The organism is Streptomyces sp. NPDC026515 (assembly GCF_055567595.1).
This window is the reverse complement of the sequence record NZ_JBVHQD010000028.1, coordinates 1-17685: the sequence shown is the minus strand read 5'-3', so window position 1 is coordinate 17685 and position 17685 is coordinate 1. Positions and strand designations below refer to the sequence as shown.

16 protein-coding genes and 1 pseudogene are annotated in these 17685 nt (G+C 70.3%); 12 read left to right on the top strand and 5 right to left on the bottom strand.

The genetic code is table 11. The features are described 5' to 3' along the window. Positions 1–175: 175 nt before the first annotated feature. Complete coding sequence (locus tag ACZ4O3_RS38970; RefSeq protein ID WP_362714010.1) at positions 176–1195, bottom strand: C40 family peptidase; 1020 nt, start codon at positions 1193–1195, stop codon at positions 176–178. A gap of 73 nt (positions 1196–1268) precedes the next feature. Next, a complete protein-coding gene (locus tag ACZ4O3_RS38965) occupies positions 1269–2039 on the bottom strand; it encodes a trypsin-like serine peptidase (protein ID WP_362714012.1) in 771 nt (256 codons plus the stop codon). Between the two features lie 436 nt (positions 2040–2475). Here ACZ4O3_RS38965 and ACZ4O3_RS38960 point away from each other — a divergent pair, with 436 nt between their 5' ends. Continuing rightward, positions 2476–2616 carry a hypothetical protein gene (locus ACZ4O3_RS38960; protein WP_467726948.1) on the top strand — a complete coding sequence of 47 codons (141 nt, stop codon included), beginning with the start codon at positions 2476–2478 and terminating at the stop codon, positions 2614–2616. Between the two features lie 53 nt (positions 2617–2669). Further along, positions 2670–2891: pseudogene (locus ACZ4O3_RS38955) on the top strand (Imm50 family immunity protein); the annotation flags it as partial. 80 nt (positions 2892–2971) lie between these two features. On the opposite strand, the gene ACZ4O3_RS38950 reads toward ACZ4O3_RS38955, so the two are convergent. Then, entirely contained in the window at positions 2972–3733 is a 762-nt protein-coding gene (locus ACZ4O3_RS38950; RefSeq protein WP_362714038.1) for an SDR family oxidoreductase, read from the bottom strand. Positions 3734–3928: 195 nt separating this feature from the next. After that, on the bottom strand, positions 3929–4837 hold the full coding sequence (locus ACZ4O3_RS38945; protein ID WP_467726946.1) for an oxidoreductase: 909 nt from the start codon (positions 4835–4837) through the stop codon (positions 3929–3931). Positions 4838–4946: 109 nt separating this feature from the next. Between ACZ4O3_RS38945 and ACZ4O3_RS38940 the strand changes: the two genes are divergently transcribed. The 9 genes from ACZ4O3_RS38940 (at position 4947) to ACZ4O3_RS38900 (ending at position 16357) form a co-directional block, all read left to right on the top strand. Further along, entirely contained in the window at positions 4947–5549 is a 603-nt protein-coding gene (locus tag ACZ4O3_RS38940; RefSeq protein WP_467726944.1) for a TetR/AcrR family transcriptional regulator, read from the top strand. 266 nt (positions 5550–5815) lie between these two features. Further along, on the top strand, positions 5816–7189 hold the full coding sequence (locus ACZ4O3_RS38935; protein WP_467726942.1) for a S53 family peptidase: 1374 nt from the start codon (positions 5816–5818) through the stop codon (positions 7187–7189). 371 nt (positions 7190–7560) lie between these two features. Continuing rightward, positions 7561–8871, top strand: coding sequence for a S53 family peptidase (locus tag ACZ4O3_RS38930; protein WP_467726941.1), 1311 nt, complete (start codon positions 7561–7563; stop codon positions 8869–8871). Between the two features lie 349 nt (positions 8872–9220). Continuing rightward, complete coding sequence (locus ACZ4O3_RS38925) at positions 9221–9529, top strand: hypothetical protein (protein WP_351328461.1); 309 nt, start codon at positions 9221–9223, stop codon at positions 9527–9529. Between the two features lie 141 nt (positions 9530–9670). Further along, complete coding sequence (locus tag ACZ4O3_RS38920) at positions 9671–10504, top strand: DUF8175 domain-containg protein (protein ID WP_467726939.1); 834 nt, start codon at positions 9671–9673, stop codon at positions 10502–10504. Beyond that, positions 10494–11813, top strand: coding sequence for a hypothetical protein (locus tag ACZ4O3_RS38915; RefSeq protein WP_362714026.1), 1320 nt, complete (start codon positions 10494–10496; stop codon positions 11811–11813). Before ACZ4O3_RS38920 ends, ACZ4O3_RS38915 begins: the two co-directional genes overlap by 11 nt. Next, positions 11810–13369, top strand: a complete 1560-nt coding sequence (locus ACZ4O3_RS38910; protein WP_362714028.1) for an SCO6880 family protein — start codon at positions 11810–11812, stop codon at positions 13367–13369. The genes ACZ4O3_RS38915 and ACZ4O3_RS38910 overlap by 4 nt, the downstream gene beginning before the upstream one ends. A 14-nt stretch (positions 13370–13383) precedes the next feature. Next, positions 13384–14802: an ATP-binding protein gene (locus tag ACZ4O3_RS38905; RefSeq protein ID WP_362714030.1), complete on the top strand. Its 1419-nt coding sequence runs from the start codon at positions 13384–13386 to the stop codon at positions 14800–14802. 13 nt (positions 14803–14815) lie between these two features. Further along, complete coding sequence (locus ACZ4O3_RS38900; protein ID WP_362714032.1) at positions 14816–16357, top strand: type IV secretory system conjugative DNA transfer family protein; 1542 nt, start codon at positions 14816–14818, stop codon at positions 16355–16357. On the opposite strand, the gene ACZ4O3_RS38895 is transcribed toward ACZ4O3_RS38900, so the two are convergent. Further along, entirely contained in the window at positions 16354–16911 is a 558-nt protein-coding gene (locus ACZ4O3_RS38895) for a GNAT family N-acetyltransferase (protein ID WP_467727032.1), read from the bottom strand. The two genes, ACZ4O3_RS38900 and ACZ4O3_RS38895, sit on opposite strands and share 4 nt — an antisense overlap. A 104-nt stretch (positions 16912–17015) precedes the next feature. Between ACZ4O3_RS38895 and ACZ4O3_RS38890 the strand changes: the two genes are divergently transcribed. Continuing rightward, on the top strand, positions 17016–17567 hold the full coding sequence (locus ACZ4O3_RS38890; protein WP_467726937.1) for an isochorismatase family protein: 552 nt from the start codon (positions 17016–17018) through the stop codon (positions 17565–17567). Positions 17568–17685: the final 118 nt, after the last annotated feature.

The window sequence follows — 17685 nt, the reverse complement described above, 5'->3', positions numbered from 1 at the left end:
GTCGTCGTCCCGGACGCACCTCGTGTGCGCCGCTCGCTGCCACCCCCGTGGTCGGCTACGTCAACAGGAACGCACGGCCCCCGTCACTACGTTCCAGGTTCCACCGAATGATCACGCAGACGTTATCGAAGAGAGACACAAAGCCCCAGCTCAGGGGGTGGGTTATACGCTCCGTTCACACCGTGGTGGGCAGCGCTTTCGCGCCATCCTCGGTGACCCGGGTGGCCCCGAAGTAGTCGGCGCCGTCGATGGGATCGAAGCGGATGACCGCCCCGGTGTACGGCGCGTCGATCATGTACCCGCCGCCTACGTAGATACCCACGTGGTGGATGGCGCGGGAGTTGGACAGGTCGGTGGAGAAGAAGACCAGGTCCCCCGGGAGCAGTTCGCCCCGCGAGGGGTGCGGACCGGCGTTGTACTGATCGTTGGCGACGCGGGGCAGCGTGATCCCGACACTCGCGTACGCCGCCTTGGTCAGTCCGGAACAGTCGAACCGGCCGCCGTCCTGAGCTGTGCCGTTCCCGCCCCAGAGGTAGAGGGTGCCGAGCTTCTTCTGGGCGTACTCGATCGCGCCGGCGGCCTGCTTGGTCGGGGAGAGCCGGCTGACCGGCGCGGCGAAGCTGTCCGCGAGGGTGGTGATCGTCCTGACGTAGTTCTGGGTCTCCTTGTACGGCGGCACACCCTTGTACTTGATGACCGCGTACGCCCCCGCGTTGTAGGCGGCGAGCATGTTGTCGGACGTGTTGCCGGGGACGTCCTTGACGTACGAGGCGAGCTGGCAGTCGTAGGAGGCGGCCGACGGAATCGCGTCATTCGGGTCCCAGACGTCCCGGTCCCCGTCACCGTCGCCGTCGATGCCGTGGGTGGCCCAGGTCCCCGGGATGAACTGAGCTATTCCCTGCGCGGCCGCCGCGCTCTGCGCCCTCGGGTTGAACCCGCTCTCCTGGTAGAGCTGCGCCGCGAGCAGGGCGGGGTTGATCGCGGAGCACAGGTTGCCCCACCTCTGCACGAGCGTGGAGTAGGCGGCCGGTACCGCTCCCTTGGCCAGCGCCTTGCCCGCGCCGCCGGCACCGCCCAGCAGGTTCCCGGCGACGACGTACACCCCGACGACGAGCAGCATGACGAAGCTCAGCCCGAGGCCGACCGCCGCGCCACCGATCACCCAAACTTTCCGCACGCCCCAACCCTCCCCCATGTCAGGGCTGTTCAACGCCATTTCGGCCGAGAGTGGCGCTATTTCGCGGCAGGACGGCGCGCCTGACGCCGTTTCACCCGGCTGCGGCGTCCCGGTACAGCTCGCCGGCCTCGCTCCCGAGGACGACACTGTAGGACGTGTCGGCGGTCGAGCCGCCCCGCTCGTGCCCGCCCAGCACCCCGACCACCTCGTGGTCCCCGTTCACCCAGGGGCTCCCGCTGGTGCCGCCGGTCAACTCGGGACAGTCGATCCGCTGCTGGGTGGCGCTGTGGGCGACCGGCTTGTTGGTGCAACTGACCGGCACCTCACGGGAGTCGGGGTACCCGGTCACGGTCACGGCGGTGGCCCCGGTGGCCATGCCGCTGACGAAACGGTTGGCCCCGGTCACCTCCTCGACCCGCCTGCCGTCCAGTTCCCCGACGACGGCGAAGGCCACGTCGCTGTCCTCGTCCCGCCCCTTCTCCCATCCGTCGGGCAGGTACCGCCGCCCCACCTTCCACACCCCGTACGGCGCCTGCCCGTCCCGGTACCCCGGCACGAAGACGAGTCCGCCGGCGTCGTCCCCGTCGACGCAGTGCGCCGCACTGACGATCAGGTCCCGCTGCGGGCTGTGCACGACGGAGGCGGTGCAGAAGTGGTGGCCGGCCAGGTTCCCGGCCCGGTCGGCACCGAACAGCGCCCCGACCCGCGCGCTCTCCGCGGTCGGCCCGACCACCGCGGTCACCCCGAAGGGTCCGGGGCCGTCGTCGGCGGCCGCCACCGAGGCCGAGGTGGCGGCAAGCACGGCCGCCGCGCCGAGCGCGACACGGCGCGTGACGGAAGAGATGCGCGAGGTGCCCTTCATCAGCCCCCACTGTGTCCCACAAAGGTGAGAAACGGCTCCCTGCTTCACTGAGATTTCCCTGTGAACCCCACCCCCCGCCGACCACCCACGGCGCACCACCGGACGATCTAACCACTCTCCATAGTGTCTTGGGTTGGCATGCACAGAGTGAAGTACGGGGGTGGGGACCGCCGCGTGGAACACCGACGCGAGGCCCACCCTCCTTCGAGGAGGCGAGGGCGACGGCTCCGCGTGACGCCGGTATTCCCGAGGGGACCGCGCCACTCGAGATCGACGACTACGTTCCGGCGACGACACCGGAATGGCAGGGCGCCAGGCAGTTGACGGGCGCGGACCACCAACCGCGAGGGGCACTATCACTGTGACCGTTGACGGACTTCTCGTTGGTCCGGGTCCGCTTCACTCCCTGTACGGCCGCGTTCCCGACCTGACAGGCGTGCGGATTCGTCCGGTCGACCTGAAGGGGCGGGGACCCACGGTCACCCTGCGCGTCGCCTCACCCTCCTCTCCCCACGCGGCCAAGGTCGATTCGCGCCGGCACACCGCCCTCCCCGACACCGACGAGAAGACGTTCTAGACGAGAAGACGTTCCATGAGCGCTGACTGGTCACGGCTCCTCGCGGAACCCCGGTGACCCTGGGTTTCGGTGCCCGGGCGCTCCCCGTGAACGTTCCCCCGGAGTGGCGGGAGCGCGGGTTCAGCAGCTTCGAGTTCCCCCTCGTGTTCGAGGGGGTGACCCGGCTCCGGGTCACCGGCTGGGGCGCCGCCGAGGCCGAGCACATCGCCATGACCTCGCGCGAAGGGGCCTTCGACGTGGCCCTCGGGTCCGGTGACTCGGCAATCGCGTTCGGGGCCGCCACGGTCCGGCCGGCCAGGACGCGCGTACGTCGCCGCGGGCAGACCCTGAGCAGGCCCGACAGCCCTCACCCCGCTCAGAACGTCGTCGTCATGCCGCCGTCCACCGCGATCGTCTGGCCGGTGATGAAGGAGGCCGCGTCGCTCGCCAGGAAGACGACGATGCCGGCGATCTCGGCGGGGCGGCCCCAGCGGCCCAGTGCCGTGCGCGTGCGCAGCCACCGCTCCCACTCCGGGTCCTGCGCGAGCTCCGCGTTGACGTCCGTCGCGAACGTACCGGGGGCCACGGAGTTCACCGTCGTGCCGCTGGGTCCGAGGTCGGCCGCCAGCGCCCGGGTCAGACCGTCCAGGCCCGCCTTCGCCGTGGCGTAGGCGACGTCGCCGGTGCGGCCCAGCTGGCCGACGACCGACGAGACGTTGATGATGCGGCCCGGGGTGTCCCGCGCCGCCAGGCCCCGGGCGACCGTCTGGCTCAGCGCGTACGCCGAGGTCAGGTGGACGTCGAGGAGCGCGGACAGCTCGTCCGGGGTCAGCTCGTGGACCCCGCGCCGATCGCGGTGGCCCACGTTGTTGACCAGGATGTCGATCGCACCGAGGGCGGTCACCGCCTCCTCGGCGGCCTCCCGGTCGGTGACGTCGAACGCGGCGCCCGTCACGTCGAGACCGTCGTCGCGCAGCCCCCCGGCCACCTCCTCCAGCGGCGCCGGGTCACGGCCGTTCAGGACCACCCGCGCGCCCGCGCCCGCCAGGCCCCGGGCCATCTCCAGGCCCAGACCGCGCACGGAGCCGGTCACCAGGGCCGTACGCCCGTCGAGCGCGAAGTCCACGCCACCGCTCATCCGGCCGCCTCCCGGAGAACCGTCGTATCCGTCGTGTCCGTCGTGTCCGCTCACCGTATCCGGCGGGTGCGGACCGGCCGAGGGGCGCCCGGGTCCTGGACGACCGGGTACGGGGCGCCCGGGTACGAGGCGACGGCCACCGGGCCGCCATCTTCACCGCCGCCCCTGGACAGCCGCCACCTCCACCGCCGCCCCTCAGACGGCCTCCACCCCGAGCGGCCACTTCACGCCCGTCATCTCCTCCGACAGCGTCCACAGCCTGCGGGCCGCCACCGGGTCGCTCGCCGCCGGGCTGCGGCCGGCCAGCGCCGGAGCGCCCCGCATGCCGCCCATGCCGTCCGGGCCGACATAGCTGGCGCCGGGCAGGTCCTGGGTCGCCGCGTACAGCGTGGGAAGCGCGCCGGCGCGGTCGTCCTGGGCCACGAGGAGGTTGCCGAGGCGCATGCCGAGCCGGGCCAGCGGATTGGCGGTGTGGCTCTGGAGGTTGGTCGCCGCGTAGCCGGGGTGCGCGGCCAGCGCGCGGACCGGGGAGCCGGCCTCCGCCAGCCGGCGCTGGAGTTCCAGGGTGAACAACAGGTTGGCCAGCTTGGACTGGGCGTAGGCGCGGGACGGATTGTAGGTGCCGCGCAGGTTGACGTCGGCGAAGTGGATCACACCCTCGCCGCCCCGGTGCAGCCCGGAGGAGAGCGTCACCACCCGGTCCGTGAGATACGGCAGCAGCAGGTTGGTCAGCGCGAAGTGCCCCAGGTGGTTCGTGCCGAACTGCATCTCGAAGCCGTCCTTGGTGGACTGCTCCGGGAGCATCATCACGCCCGCGTTGTTGATCAGAAGGTCCAGCGGACGGTCCCAGGCGGCCGCGAACTCCCGTACCGAGGACAGGTCCGCCAGGTCCAGACGGCGCACCTCCGTGCTGCCGGTCACCCGCGCGGCGGCCACGCGCCCGCGCTCCGGGTCCCGTACCGCGAACACCACGTGCGCACCGGCCCGGGCCAGCGCGTCGGCGGCGGTGAGGCCGATGCCGCTGTTGGCGCCGGTGACCACGGCCGTGCGGCCGGCGAGGTCGGGAAGGTCGGATGCGGTCCATGTACCAGTCTTCTCAGCCATGGGCGCCAATGTAGACGCCGACAACAATGCTGTCAATGACAACAAAGATGGCATCGCCAACAATGCTGACGACGCCAACAAAGCTGGCACCGCCAACATCCGGGTTACGATGACCTTCATGCCGCCAAGCCGCCCCTACCACCACGGAGACCTGCGCGCCGCCCTGCTCACCAGCGCCGAGCGCACCCTGCGCGAGAAGGGCGTCGCCGCGCTGTCCCTGCGCGAACTGGCCCGCGACATCGGCGTCAGCCACGCCGCACCCGGCCGCCACTTCAAGGACAAGCAGGCCCTGCTGGACGCGCTCGCGCTCAGCGGCTACGACCGCCTGCAGCGCACCCTGAACGCGGCCGACGACCCGGCCGCGCCCCTCGAACCGCGGGTCAGCGCGCTCGCCCGGGCCTATCTCACCTTCGCGGTGGACCACCCCGAACTGCTGGAGCTGATGTTCGCGCGCAAGCACGATCCGGAGAGCTCCGTGCCGACCGCCGAGGTGATCGACGCGTCCCTGGGGTCCTTCACCCGCCTGGTCGCCGACGCGCAGGCCCGGGGCGAGATCATCGAGGGCGATCCGGAGCGGCTCACCCTCGTCGCGGCCGCGAGCATCCACGGTCTGGCCGCCCTCATCGCCGGCTGCGCCCTGCCGGCCCACGAGGCCCTGGCCGGACTCGACGAACACGTCCACCACGTCCTGCACGGCCTGAAGCCCCGCTGACCGCCGGGTACGCCCGGTCAACGCGCATTGAGCCGCCCCCTCCGGCGCCCCCGGGTCAACCGGACCCCAACGTCCCGCCATCCGCGGCCCAATGATCAGTAAGCCCCGGCCGTCCTTCAGTAACGCGGAAGTCAGGATTCCGAAACCCACCTTGTTGTCGCGTACTGAACAACGCGATGGTCGTCGCGGGCCGCCGCCCCCACCGGCAACCCCGCCGGTGGCCCCCACCCGCAGGCCTCTGTCCCCCTCTTCCAGGAGGCTGTACGTTGCGTACGACCACCCCCAACTCCCCCCACATACGCGGCAGATGGCGCCGCGTCGGCTCGGCAGCCGCGGCCACCGCCGCCCTGCTCGCGGCCGGACTCGGCACCGCGGCGCACGCCACCGCGGCCACCGCCACCACCACCGTGGCCCACCAGGCCGACGCCAAGGCCGTCGCCGCCCAGGTCGCCAAGGCCCATGTGCGGTACGAGAAGGCCGGCTGCGGTACCACCCCGAAGAAGGGCTTCGCCGCCTGCGACGCCCTGCGGGTCACCGGCGGCACCACCGCCTTCATGGAGAGGCAGGCCGCACTCAAGGGTGTGACGCCGAAGACCGTCAAGCCGGACGCCGCGTCCGCCTCCCCCACCGGATACGGCCCGAGCGACCTCCAGTCGGCCTACGGCCTGACCTCCGCCGCCGCCTCCGACGGCTCGGGCGAGACGGTCGCGATCGTCGACGCGTACGACGACCCGAACGCCGCGGCGGACCTCGCGACCTACCGGTCGCACTACGGCCTCTCCGCCTGCACCACGGCCAACGGCTGCTTCACGAAGGTCTCCCAGACCGGCTCCACGACCTCCCTGCCCGCCGCCGACAGCGGCTGGGCCGGCGAGGAGTCCCTCGACCTCGACATGGTCAGCGCGATCTGCCCCAACTGCGACATCCTGCTCGTCGAGGCCAAGTCGGCCTCGGACGCCAACCTGGGCACCGCGGTGAACGAGGCGGTCAAGCTGGGCGCCAAGTTCGTCTCCAACAGCTACGGCGGCTCCGAGTCCTCCTCGGACACGTCGTACGACACCTCGTACTACAAGCACGCGGGCGTGGCCATCACCGCGAGCGCCGGCGACGAGGGCTACGGCGCCGAGTACCCGGCAGGCTCCCGCTACGTGACCGCCGTCGGCGGCACCGCCCTGAAGACCTCCTCCACCAGCCGTGGCTGGACCGAGTCGGTCTGGAAGACGTCGAGCACCGAGGGCACCGGCTCCGGCTGCTCCGCCTACGACGCCAAGCCCACCTGGCAGACCGACACCGGCTGCACCAAGCGCATGATCTCCGACGTCTCCGCCGTCGCCGACCCGGCCACCGGCGTCTCCGTCTACGACTCCTACGGCGCGGACGGCACCGGCTGGAACACCTACGGCGGCACCAGCGCCTCCTCGCCGATCATCGCCTCGGTCTACGCACTGGCCGGCACCCCGGGCAGCGGCGACTACCCGGCCCAGTACCCCTACGCGGCGGCCGGCAGCTCCGCCCTGAACGACGTGACGAGCGGATCCAACGGCTCGTGCTCCACGTCGTACTTCTGCACCGCCAGGTCGGGCTACGACGGTCCGACCGGCTGGGGCACCCCGGAAGGGACCGACGCCTTCACCGGCTAGGACCCGGAAGGACCTCCCCGTCGGGTCACGGGGAGCCGCCACCGTGAGGGGGACGTGGGGTCCCCTCGGCGGCGCCGAAAGGGAAACGGGTCACGGCAGCCGGCCGTGACCCGTTTTCCGCAGCTCCCGCCACCTTGGCAACTCCCGTGAACCGCCTGTGCGTTGCGTCAAGCACCCGCCATCCTCAGGACAACGGCCGGCCATCGGCGGGTCACGCGAACACCCTGATCGGCAATGCGGAAGTCATGATTCCTGAACCCTCTTGTTGTCGCGTACTCAACAAAGGATTCTCGACGCGCACCACCACGCACCAGATCGCACCCGCACCGCCCCTGTTCCTCCCCCATACCGGAACTCAGGAGGCTGCACGCATGCGTTCCACTCCCCTCGACAGAGCTTCGCTACGCGGTGGCTGGCGCCGCCTCGGCACCGCGGCGGCGGCCACGGCCGCACTGCTGCTCGCCGGATTCGGCACCGCCGTCCAGGCCGACGCCGCGCCTTCCGTGTCCCCCGCCAAGGTGACCTACACCGCGACCCCCTGTGCCACCCCCAAGCACACGGGCGAACTCGCCTGCAACTCCTACCGCGTCACCGGCGGCCTCACCGCCTACCAGAAGCAGCAGGCCGCGAGGACCGGCGTCACCCCCAAGGCCGCCGACGCCTCCACCCCCTCCGGCTACAGCCCGACCAGCCTCCGGACGGCCTACGGCCTGACCTCCGCCGCGGCCTCCAACGGCTCGGGCGAGACCATCGCGATCGTCGACGCGTACAACGACCCCAACGCCGAGACCGACCTCGCGACCTACCGTTCCTACTACGGCCTCTCCGCCTGCACCACGGCCAACGGCTGCTTCAAGAAGGTCTCCCAGACCGGCTCCACGACCTCCCTGCCCTCCTCCGACGCCGGCTGGTCCGAGGAGATCTCCCTCGACCTCGACATGGCGAGCGCGATCTGCCCCAACTGCAACATCCTGCTGGTCGAGGCCAAGAGCGCCACCATGGCCAACCTCGGCACCGCGGTGAACGAGGCGGTCACCCTGGGCGCCAAGTTCGTCTCCAACAGCTACGGCGGCAGCGAGTCCTCCTCGGACACCTCGTACGACACCTCGTACTTCAACCACACCGGAGTCGCCATCACCGTCTCCGCCGGCGACGAGGGCTACGGCGCCGAGTACCCGGCCGCGTCGAAGTACGTGACCTCGGTGGGCGGCACCAAGCTGTCGACGTCCTCCACCACCCGCGGCTGGACCGAGACGGTGTGGAAGACGTCGAGCACCGAGGGCACCGGCTCCGGCTGCTCCGCCTACGACGCCAAGCCCACCTGGCAGACCGACACCGGCTGCACCAAGCGCATGATCTCCGACGTCTCCGCCGTCGCCGACCCGGCCACCGGCGTCTCCGTCTACGACTCCTACGGCGTCACCGCCGGCTGGTACACCTTCGGCGGCACCAGCGTCTCCGCGCCGATCATCGCCGGCGTCTACGCCCTCGCCGGGAACCCGTCCAGCGGCTCCTACCCGGCCAAGTTCCCGTACGCCCACGCCGGTACCTCGTCCCTCAACGACGTCACGAGCGGCAACAACGGCACCTGCACCACCTCGTACTACTGCACCGCCACGACCGGCTACGACGGTCCGACCGGCTGGGGCACCCCGGAGGGTGTCGCCGCCTTCACCGGCTGACCATCCGTCACCACCCCAGTGGGCTCCGGCATCAGCCGGGGCCCACTGGCCATTTCCCCCTGACCCCCGTGAGAACATCGTCTCGACCCGTCACCCCACCGGCCGTCATGAAACGTGCCAGGTCGTAAAGGGGGTTAACGACGGAACCGCACGACAGGTTCCGCTCAGGCCTCATTGCCCGGCGTGACCTGCCGTGATACACAGAGTGACCGTGCGAGCCTTTCGTACGAAACCCGCCAATCGATGACGTCAAGTCGACATACTCCGGCGACGTTTTCGGCGAGAATGATGCGTGACCTCTGCACCCGGCAGGGGCGAACGGAACTACCCACCAGGGGCGGTGACTTACGTGTTCTATGCGGCCGACAAGGGAGACATCAACACCATCATCGGCGGGATCGCTCCGGACTGGGGCCCCTTCGGCAGCCTGGGCAACGAGGCGAAGACGATGATCCAGGTGGTCATGGCCGTCGCCATCCTGCTCTGCCTCGGCATCGCCGTCTGGGGCGCCGCCAAACAGCGCATCGGCGCCACGGCCCTCCGCGACACCTTCAGTGCCGAACAGGGCAAGGGCCTCATCATCGCCGGACTGACCGGAGTCTTCATCATCGGCTCACTCGGCACCCTGTTCACGATCGTGTACGGCATGGCCGTCTAGCCAATCTGCACCTCCCTCACCCCCGCTCCGAGGTTGCGTCTCCCTGATGTCGAGTCACCACACCGCGCCCGCGCGGGAACCAGCACGGCTACCGTCGTACTGCTACGCGTTCCGGTTCGACGTGGAGGGGGAGTACGCGGCATGAGCCTCGGAGACGAGCCCGGCTACCCGGAGACGGGCCACACCCGCACCCGCCTGCCCGAGAGCGACCCCTACGGCGGAGCCTCCCGCCGGGGCGGCCGCTCCTCGTCCAGAAGCCTGGTGACGGTCGTCGGCGTGGTCGTCCTCCTGATCGCGGCGATCGCCTTCGCGAACAGAGGCGGAGACGGGGACTCGCCGTCGGCGAAGACCACAGGCGGCAACGGGTCCCAGCCGAGCACCTCGTCAACGGCGGCGAGCGGCACGAAGCCGGTGGAGACGAAGAGCACCGGGGGAATCCCAACCGGCTTCGCACACAGCGAGCAGGGAGCACAGAGCGCGGCGGCGAACTACTCCGTTGCACTCGGCTCGACGGACATGTTCGTCATGGCCAAGCGGCACGCCATCGTGGACACGATCTACGCCCCGGACGCCGCGGCGAACAGACAAGCAGGGCTGGACAGCGCCTACTCCAGCGCGGAGTTCCTCACGAACATCGGCCTCAACAAGGACGGCAGTGCCCCAACCGGCGAAACCTTCGTCTCCCGGGTCGTCCCAGTCGGCACCAAGGTCACCGTGTTCAGCACGGACTCCGCCACGGTCGAGGTCTGGTACACCTCGCTCTTCGGACTGTCCGGGGCGGCCTCGACCAACCCGGTGACCGAGAGCTGGTACACCACCACCTACGAACTGACGTGGGTCGACAACGACTGGAAGATCACCGATTTCCAGCAGAAGGACGGACCGGTTCCTCTCGGTCGTGACCAGCAGGCATCCACTGCCGACGACATGACCAGGGCCGTGGAGGAGTTCGGAGGGTTCACGTATGCGCGCTAACCACCGTTTCCTCAAAGTCGGCGCGATCCTCGGCACCCTGCAAACGGCTGCGGTGCTGCTGGGAACCGCCGCCGTCGCCGCCCCCTCGCCGTCGCCCACCGCCAGCAACGACGCCTGCGACCTCATCCGCGGTCCCGCGAAGGACTACTGCGAGAAGGGCGGCGGCAGCGGCGGCGGTTCCACCACCGACCCCCTGACCTCCACCCTCGACCCCCTCTCCTCGCTCGCTCAGGGGTGTGCCAAGGCCGCCTCCTGGACCGTCGACAAGCTCAGTGACGCCGTGAAGGAGACCGCCAACGTCGACTTCACCAACCAGAAGTTCCTCCAGCAGTACGCCGTCGTCTTCGCCGCGTCGACGATCCTCACGCTCCTGCTCTGGCTCCTGGCCGTCGCCAAACGCGCAGTGCGAGGCGTCCCCCTCAGCACCGCGATCTCCGAAGCCGTCGGCTTCCTCTGGCTGACGGTCCTGGCGTCCGCCTTCACGCCCCTCATCCTCTACACCGTCGTCTCGGCCACCGACGGCGTCACCGACGTCCTCGCCAAGACCACCGGCAACCAGACGGACACGTTCTTCGGCACCTTCTCCGGCGCCCTCAACAAGGGCGACGACATCGGCGGCGGCCCGATCATGCTGATCGTCGTCTCCCTGGTCAGCATCCTCGCCGCCGGAGTGCTCTGGCTGGAGCTCGTCATCAGGGCCGCCCTGCTCTACGTCGGCGCCCTCCTCGGCACCGTCGTCTACGCCGGCCTCGTCGACAAGAACCTGTGGGGCCACGTCCGCCGCTGGGCCGGCATCATGATCGCCGTCATCCTCGTCAAGCCGGTCATCGTGATAGTGCTCGGCCTCGCCGGCGCCCTGTCCACCGACGGCGGCCCCGACGCCTTCTCCGCCGTCGTCTCCGGCCTGGCCATCATCCTGCTCGCCATCTTCGCCAGCGCGATGATCTACCGCTTCGTCCCCGGCTTCGGCGACGAGATCGCGGCCGGCCGCAGCAACCGCATCATGTCGGGCGCCGAGGGCAAGGCCGCCGCGGTCATCAGCAGCCCCGCCAACCTGGTCGCCCAGGGCATCAGGACACACAGCGCCCGCGCCGACAACAACGGCGGGGGCGGCGGTTCCGCCTCCTCCGGTGCCCGCCCGTCCAACCCCGCCTCGGGCGGCGTCGCCGCGCACAGCACGCGCACCCCGAACGGTGGTGGCGGCGGATCTGTCCCCTCCGCCGCACCCGCACCCCGCGCGCCCGGCCCGATGAACACCCCGCACGCCGGCAACACCCGCAACAACAGCTCGGGAGGTGAAGGGCGTTGACGACCGAGTCCCATCTGTCCCATCCGATCACGCCCCGCCGTACGTATCTGATCGGCCGCGCCCGGCCGAACGCGATCGTCGGCAGGAACCGTGAATCCGGCGAGATCGTGCTGATCATCGCGGGCGCGTTCCTCGGCATGATGTGCGGGCTCCTCGTCCCGGTCCTCTCCCTGCGGATCGTGCTCCTCATGGGCTTCCCCCTGCTCGCGCTGGCGGCGGTCTACGTCCCGTACAAGCGCCGCACGTTCTACAAGTGGTTCGAGATCAACCGCAGTTACAAGCGGAGCCTGCGCCAGGGCACGGTCTACCGTTCCGCCGCGGCCGAGGCAGGCACCCGTATCGATGGCCGTGAGGTCGAGATCGGCCCCCCGCCCGGCATCGGCCGGATCAGCTGGCTCGCCGCGCCCTTCGGCCCCGACGAGATCGCCGTACTCCTGCACGCCGACCGCAAGACGGTCACCGCCGCGATCGAGATCGAGGGCCCCGGCGTCGGCTTGCGCGACTCCGAGGACCAGGAAGCCCTCGTCGACCGCTTCGGCACCCTGCTCAAGCACGTGGCCAACGGCGACGGCTTCGTCACCCGCCTCCAGATGCTCGCTCGCACCCTCCCGGCCGACCCCGACGCCCACGCCAAGGACGTCGCCCAGCGCGGCGACGAGAAGGCCCCGAGCTGGCTGTCGCAGTCGTACGACCAGCTGCAGTCCATGGTCTCCACCAGCAGCGAGCAGCACCGCGCCTACCTCGTCGCCTGCATGCACTACTCCCGCGAACTGGCCGCCGAGGCCCAGGCGATGGCCCGCGCGGCCCGCCCCCAGGCCGGCCGCAAGCTGGACCGCGACGCCGGTCTCGCGGTCGTCATGGCCCGTGAACTGACGGACATCTGCTCCCGCCTCCAGGAAGCGGACATCCGCGTCCGCCAGCCCCTCGGCCAGGGCCGGCTCGCCTCCCTCATCCACTCCATGTACGACCCCGACCACCCCATCGACCACATCCAGGCGATGACCCAGCGCAACGCCTGGCCGGCCGAACTGGACGCCATGGAACCCACGTTCCTCCAGGCGAAGACCCGCGAGTCCAGCACCCGCGCGCCCTGGTGCCACGCCACGGCCTGGGTGAAGGAGTGGCCGATGACCCCCGTCGGCGTCAACTTCCTCGCCCCGCTGCTCGTCCACACCCCGGACGTCATCCGCACGGTGGCGGTCACCATGGACCTCGAACCCACCGAGGTCGCCATCGAGCGCATGCTGACCGAGAAGACCAACGACGAGGCGGAGGCGTCCCGCGCCGCCAAGATGAACCGGACCGTCGACCCCCGCGACATCGCCGCCCACAACCGCCTCGACCAGCGCGGCGAGGACCTGGCCAGCGGCGCGGCCGGCGTCAACCTGGTCGGCTACATCACGGTCTCCTCCCGCACCCCGGAAGCCCTCAACCGTGACAAGCGCACGATAAGGGCGTCCGCCGGAAAGTCGTACCTCAAACTGGAATGGTGCGACCGCGAGCACCACCGCGCCTTCGTGAACACACTGCCCTTCGCCACCGGAATCCGAAGGTAGAGGCTGATGCGCTGATGAGGGACCCGCTGTCCGTCCTCACCGAAGCCTTCACGTCCTTCCTGTTCGGGAAGGTCGAGACGACCCGCTCCCCGGTCCGCACCTCGACCGGCCAGGCCCAGGCGGTCTACCTGCCCACCGCCGCGCCCGGCCTGGGCGACTCGGGCGTCATCATCGGCCGTGAGGTGTACTCCGGAAAGGGCTACATCTACGACCCGTTCCAGCTCTACGGCCAGCAGCTCCCGGCCCCGCACTGGCTGGTCCTCGGCGAGTCCGGCAACGGCAAGTCGGCCCTGGAGAAGACCTACGTCCTGCGGCAGCTGCGCTTCCGCGACCGGCAGGTCGTCGTCCTGGACGCCCAGGGCGAGGACGGCGTCGGCGAGTGGAACCTCATCGCGGAAGAGCTGGGGATAACCCCCATCCGGCTCGATCCGACGGCCGCCCTGAACCACGGCATCCGCCTGAACCCGCTGGACCCGTCGATCACCACCACCGGCCAGCTGGCGCTGCTCCGCACCATCATCGAGGTGGCGATGGGCCACGGCCTCGACGAACGCTCGGGCTTCGCCCTCAAGGTCGCCCACTCCTACGTCAACGAGACGATCCTCGACCGCCAGCCGGTCCTGATGGACATCGTCGAGCAGCTACGGCACCCGGAGCCGGAGTCCGCGGAGGCGATGAACGTCGCCATAGACGACGTACGGGCCTGGGGCCTGGACGTCGCCCTGGTCCTGGACCGTCTGGTCGACGGTGACCTCAGGGGCATGTTCGACGGGCCGACGACCGTCGGCATCGACCTCGACGCCCCGCTCATCGTCTTCGACCTCTCCCACATCGACCGCAACTCCATCGCCATGCCCATCCTGATGGCGATCGTCGGCGTGTGGCTGGAGCACACCTGGATCCGCCCCGACCGGAAGAAGCGCATCTTCCTGGTCGAGGAGGCCTGGCACATCATCAACAGCCCGTTCGTGGCCCAGCTCTTCCAGCGCCTGCTGAAGTTCGGCCGCCGGCTCGGCCTCTCCTTCGTCGCCGTCGTCCACCACCTCTCCGACGTCGTCGACGGCGCGGCCGCCAAGGAGGCGGCGGCGATCCTCAAGATGGCGTCGACCCGGACCATCTACGCCCAGAAGGCGGACGAGGCACGCGCCACCGGCCGGGTGCTGGGCCTGCCCCGCTGGGCGGTGGAGATCATCCCGACCCTCACCCCCGGCATCGCCGTCTGGGACGTCAACGGCAACGTCCAGGTGGTCAAGCACCTGGTCACCGAGACGGAACGCCCGCTCGTCTTCACGGACCGCGCGATGACCGAGTCGTCCGCCGACCAGCTCGCCGCCGCCGACGACGCCCTGCACGCCGCGGAGCTGGAGGCGGAGCAACGGGCGGCGGCCTTCGTCGAACAGCACCTCGGCGACTCGGAATCGACGGTGGCATAGGGAGGACCCGATCGTGAGACCGGACCCCCGGCAGGAACGCGAACAGCGCAGCGGCGGCGGCATTCCCGACGGCCTGCTGATCGGCATACTCGCGTTCCTGCTCGGCATCACGGCACTGGTGTGGACGGCGACCGGCCTGGCGGCCTGGTTCTCCCACGGCAGCTGGCCGTCGACCGTCGACCTGGCCCACACCCCGCCCGCGATGCGCCACCTCATCGGCGAACCGCGGGACGTCGCAGGCGCCTGGCCGGACACACCGCCGGCCCGGCTGTCGGGATGGGGCCTGTTCTGGGGCCTGTTCATCGGCCAGCTGATGATCCTGCTGGTCCTGACGGTCTTCGTGATGGGCACGGTGGCGAGATGGCGTGCGGGAAGAAGAAGACGCACCGCGGAGAGACTCGCCGCGGCGACGACACCGGTCCCCGAGCCACGCGCGGAACCGCAAACCGGCCCGCAGCCGACCGTCCTCCTCGCCCCGGAGCCGATCGTCCCGGAACCCCTGGTCCTCGAGTCGACGGGCCCGGAAGCGGGCCTCGCGCCCACGGCCGGTCGGCGGACCGGCGCCGCCCCCGACGGCTTCTACCCTCACCCCGCCCCAGGCGGGGAACGGCTGAACGGCTGGACGAAGATCCACGTCGCCCCCCGGGAAGCCCGCCACGCCACGGCGGCCCAGGCCATCCGCGACGCGGCCGGCCCCACCCTCGTCATCACCTCGAACCCGGCCCTCTGGTCGGACACGAAGGACGCCCGGGCCAAGCTCGGCCCGAACCTCCTCTACGACCCGAACCACCTCTGCGACACCCCGGCCCGCTTCCACTGGTCCCCCACGGCCCACTGCGAGGACAAGCAGACCGCGGTGCAGCGCGCCCAGGCACTCCTCACCCCCGTGAAACCCACCGCCAGGATCGACCAGGCGGTCACCGACACGGCCGAGACCCTCCTGCGCAGCTACCTGCACGCAGCCGCCCTGGAGAACCGCACGGTCCGCCACGTCCACCGCTGGGCCCAGGGCACCGGAGTCCAGGACGCCGTACGAACCCTCCGTACCCATCCGAAGGCGGCCCCCGGCGCGGCCGGCGAACTCGAAGCCGCTCTTACCTCGCACCCCGAACGCCGGGACATCGCCCAGGAGTTGACCGCACGGGCCCTCGCGGCCCTCTTCACGGTCAACATCCGCGAAGCCTGCACGCCCAACCGATCCGATGCACTCGCCCTGGATTCCTTCGTCTCCGAAGGGGGCACGCTTTATGTGGTCGGTGAATCCATCGAAGACCCCAGGACCAACCCGGGCGCGATGCCTCTTCTGACGGCTCTCGCCTCCAGCGTGGTCGAGCGCGGCCGGCGCATGGCCGAACGGTCATCCTCCGGTCGGCTCGACCCACCACTGACCCTGGTCCTGGACGACGTCGCGGCCGTCGCCCCGCTCCCCCAACTGCCCGATCTGCTCACCACCGGTGTCGAGCAGGGCCTGCCGACCCTCGCCCTGCTCCGCTCGCACGAACAGGCCAGGTCCCGCTGGCCGCACCGCGAACTGCCGGTCCAGCCGACCGCCTAGGAAGGCCACTCCAGAACGAACTCGACCTCGTTCTCCGTCTCGTCCTTGACGAACGGCATGAGCACCCCGCTCGGCACGAACCCCGCCTTGCGGTACGCCCCTTGGGCCCGTGGGTTGCCCTCGTGCACCAGCAGCCTCACCCGCTCGGCACCCTGCTCGCGCGCCCAGGCCACACCGGTGTCGAACAGCGCCTTGATCAGGCCGTTCCCCCGGTGCTCCGGCCGCACGAACACCCCGACCACATGCCCCTGCCGCCGCTCGACCCGGGCCCCGGCCCAGTCCGTCGACCCGGCCTCCTCGATCAGCACGGTCAGACTCCCGACCCACTCCCCGCCCGCCGTCTCGGCGATGAACTGCCGCGCACCGCTGGGTTCCTCGGCCGACCGCGCGGCCCGATCCTGGTAGAAGGAGTCCGGCCGGTCCACGGCGTCCTCGTAGGTCTCCAGGAACGCGATACGCGCCACGGGGTCCCGCAGCGCGACCAGCCGCAGCCGCTTCACGGCTTCCCACTCGTCGGCCCGTATCCCGCGAACACCGTAGTCACCGCTGGTCATCGCATCCATACGGCCACGGTAGCCGCCACCGTCCACCTCGCTCACCTCGTTTACGGCAGCTCGCAGAGGGCCCGGTGTCAGTGCCCCGGCCTAGTGTGGACGCCATGACGACTCTGCCGAACCGCCCGAACACCGCCCTGCTGATCGTCGATGTGCAGAACGGGGTGGTGGACAGCTCCCACAACCGCGACGAGGTCATCGCCAACATCAACACCCTGCTCGCCAAGGCCCGTTCCGAGACGGTCCCGGTGGTCTGGATCCAGCACTCCAGCGACGAGCTGACGCCGGACAGCGCTCCTTGGCAGTACGTTCCGGAGCTGTCCCGTGAGGAAGCCACCGAGCCCCTCATCCACAAGCGTTACGGAGACTCCTTCGAGGACACCGAGCTGGAGTCCGTCCTGGCCGCACACGGCGTGGGCCGCGTGATCGTCACGGGCGCCCAGACCGACGCCTGCATCCGCTCCACCCTGCACGGCGCGATGGTCCGCGGGTACGACGCGACCCTGGTCGGCGACGCCCACACCACGGAGGACCTCACCGCGTACGGTGCGCCGGCTCCGGAGCAGGTCGTCTCGCACACCAACCTCTACTGGCAGTGGCAGGAGGCCCCCGGCCGAAAAGGCGGCACGGTCGCCACGGCAGACGTGACGTTCTGACGGGACAACACCCCTAAATACAGAAAGGCCCACGCCATATGGCGTGGGCCTTTCCCAAAATTTGTTCGGCGGTGTCCTACTCTCCCACAGGGTCCCCCCTGCAGTACCATCGGCGCTG

Excerpts from the sequence above, each read along its gene's own strand:
- ACZ4O3_RS38970 (WP_362714010.1), bottom strand. The coding sequence starts at position 1,195 with ATGGGGGAGGGTTGGGGCGTGCGGAAAGTTTGGGTGATCGGTGGCGCG.
- ACZ4O3_RS38965 (WP_362714012.1), bottom strand. The coding sequence starts at position 2,039 with ATGAAGGGCACCTCGCGCATCTCTTCCGTCACGCGCCGTGTCGCGCTC.
- ACZ4O3_RS38950 (WP_362714038.1), bottom strand. The coding sequence starts at position 3,733 with ATGAGCGGTGGCGTGGACTTCGCGCTCGACGGGCGTACGGCCCTGGTG.
- ACZ4O3_RS38945 (WP_467726946.1), bottom strand. The coding sequence starts at position 4,837 with ATGGCTGAGAAGACTGGTACATGGACCGCATCCGACCTTCCCGACCTC.
- ACZ4O3_RS38940 (WP_467726944.1), top strand. The coding sequence starts at position 4,947 with ATGACCTTCATGCCGCCAAGCCGCCCCTACCACCACGGAGACCTGCGC.
- ACZ4O3_RS38930 (WP_467726941.1), top strand. The coding sequence starts at position 7,561 with ATGCGTTCCACTCCCCTCGACAGAGCTTCGCTACGCGGTGGCTGGCGC.
- ACZ4O3_RS38920 (WP_467726939.1), top strand. The coding sequence starts at position 9,671 with ATGAGCCTCGGAGACGAGCCCGGCTACCCGGAGACGGGCCACACCCGC.
- ACZ4O3_RS38915 (WP_362714026.1), top strand. The coding sequence starts at position 10,494 with ATGCGCGCTAACCACCGTTTCCTCAAAGTCGGCGCGATCCTCGGCACC.
- ACZ4O3_RS38905 (WP_362714030.1), top strand. The coding sequence starts at position 13,384 with ATGAGGGACCCGCTGTCCGTCCTCACCGAAGCCTTCACGTCCTTCCTG.
- ACZ4O3_RS38895 (WP_467727032.1), bottom strand. The coding sequence starts at position 16,911 with ATGACCAGCGGTGACTACGGTGTTCGCGGGATACGGGCCGACGAGTGG.
- ACZ4O3_RS38890 (WP_467726937.1), top strand. The coding sequence starts at position 17,016 with ATGACGACTCTGCCGAACCGCCCGAACACCGCCCTGCTGATCGTCGAT.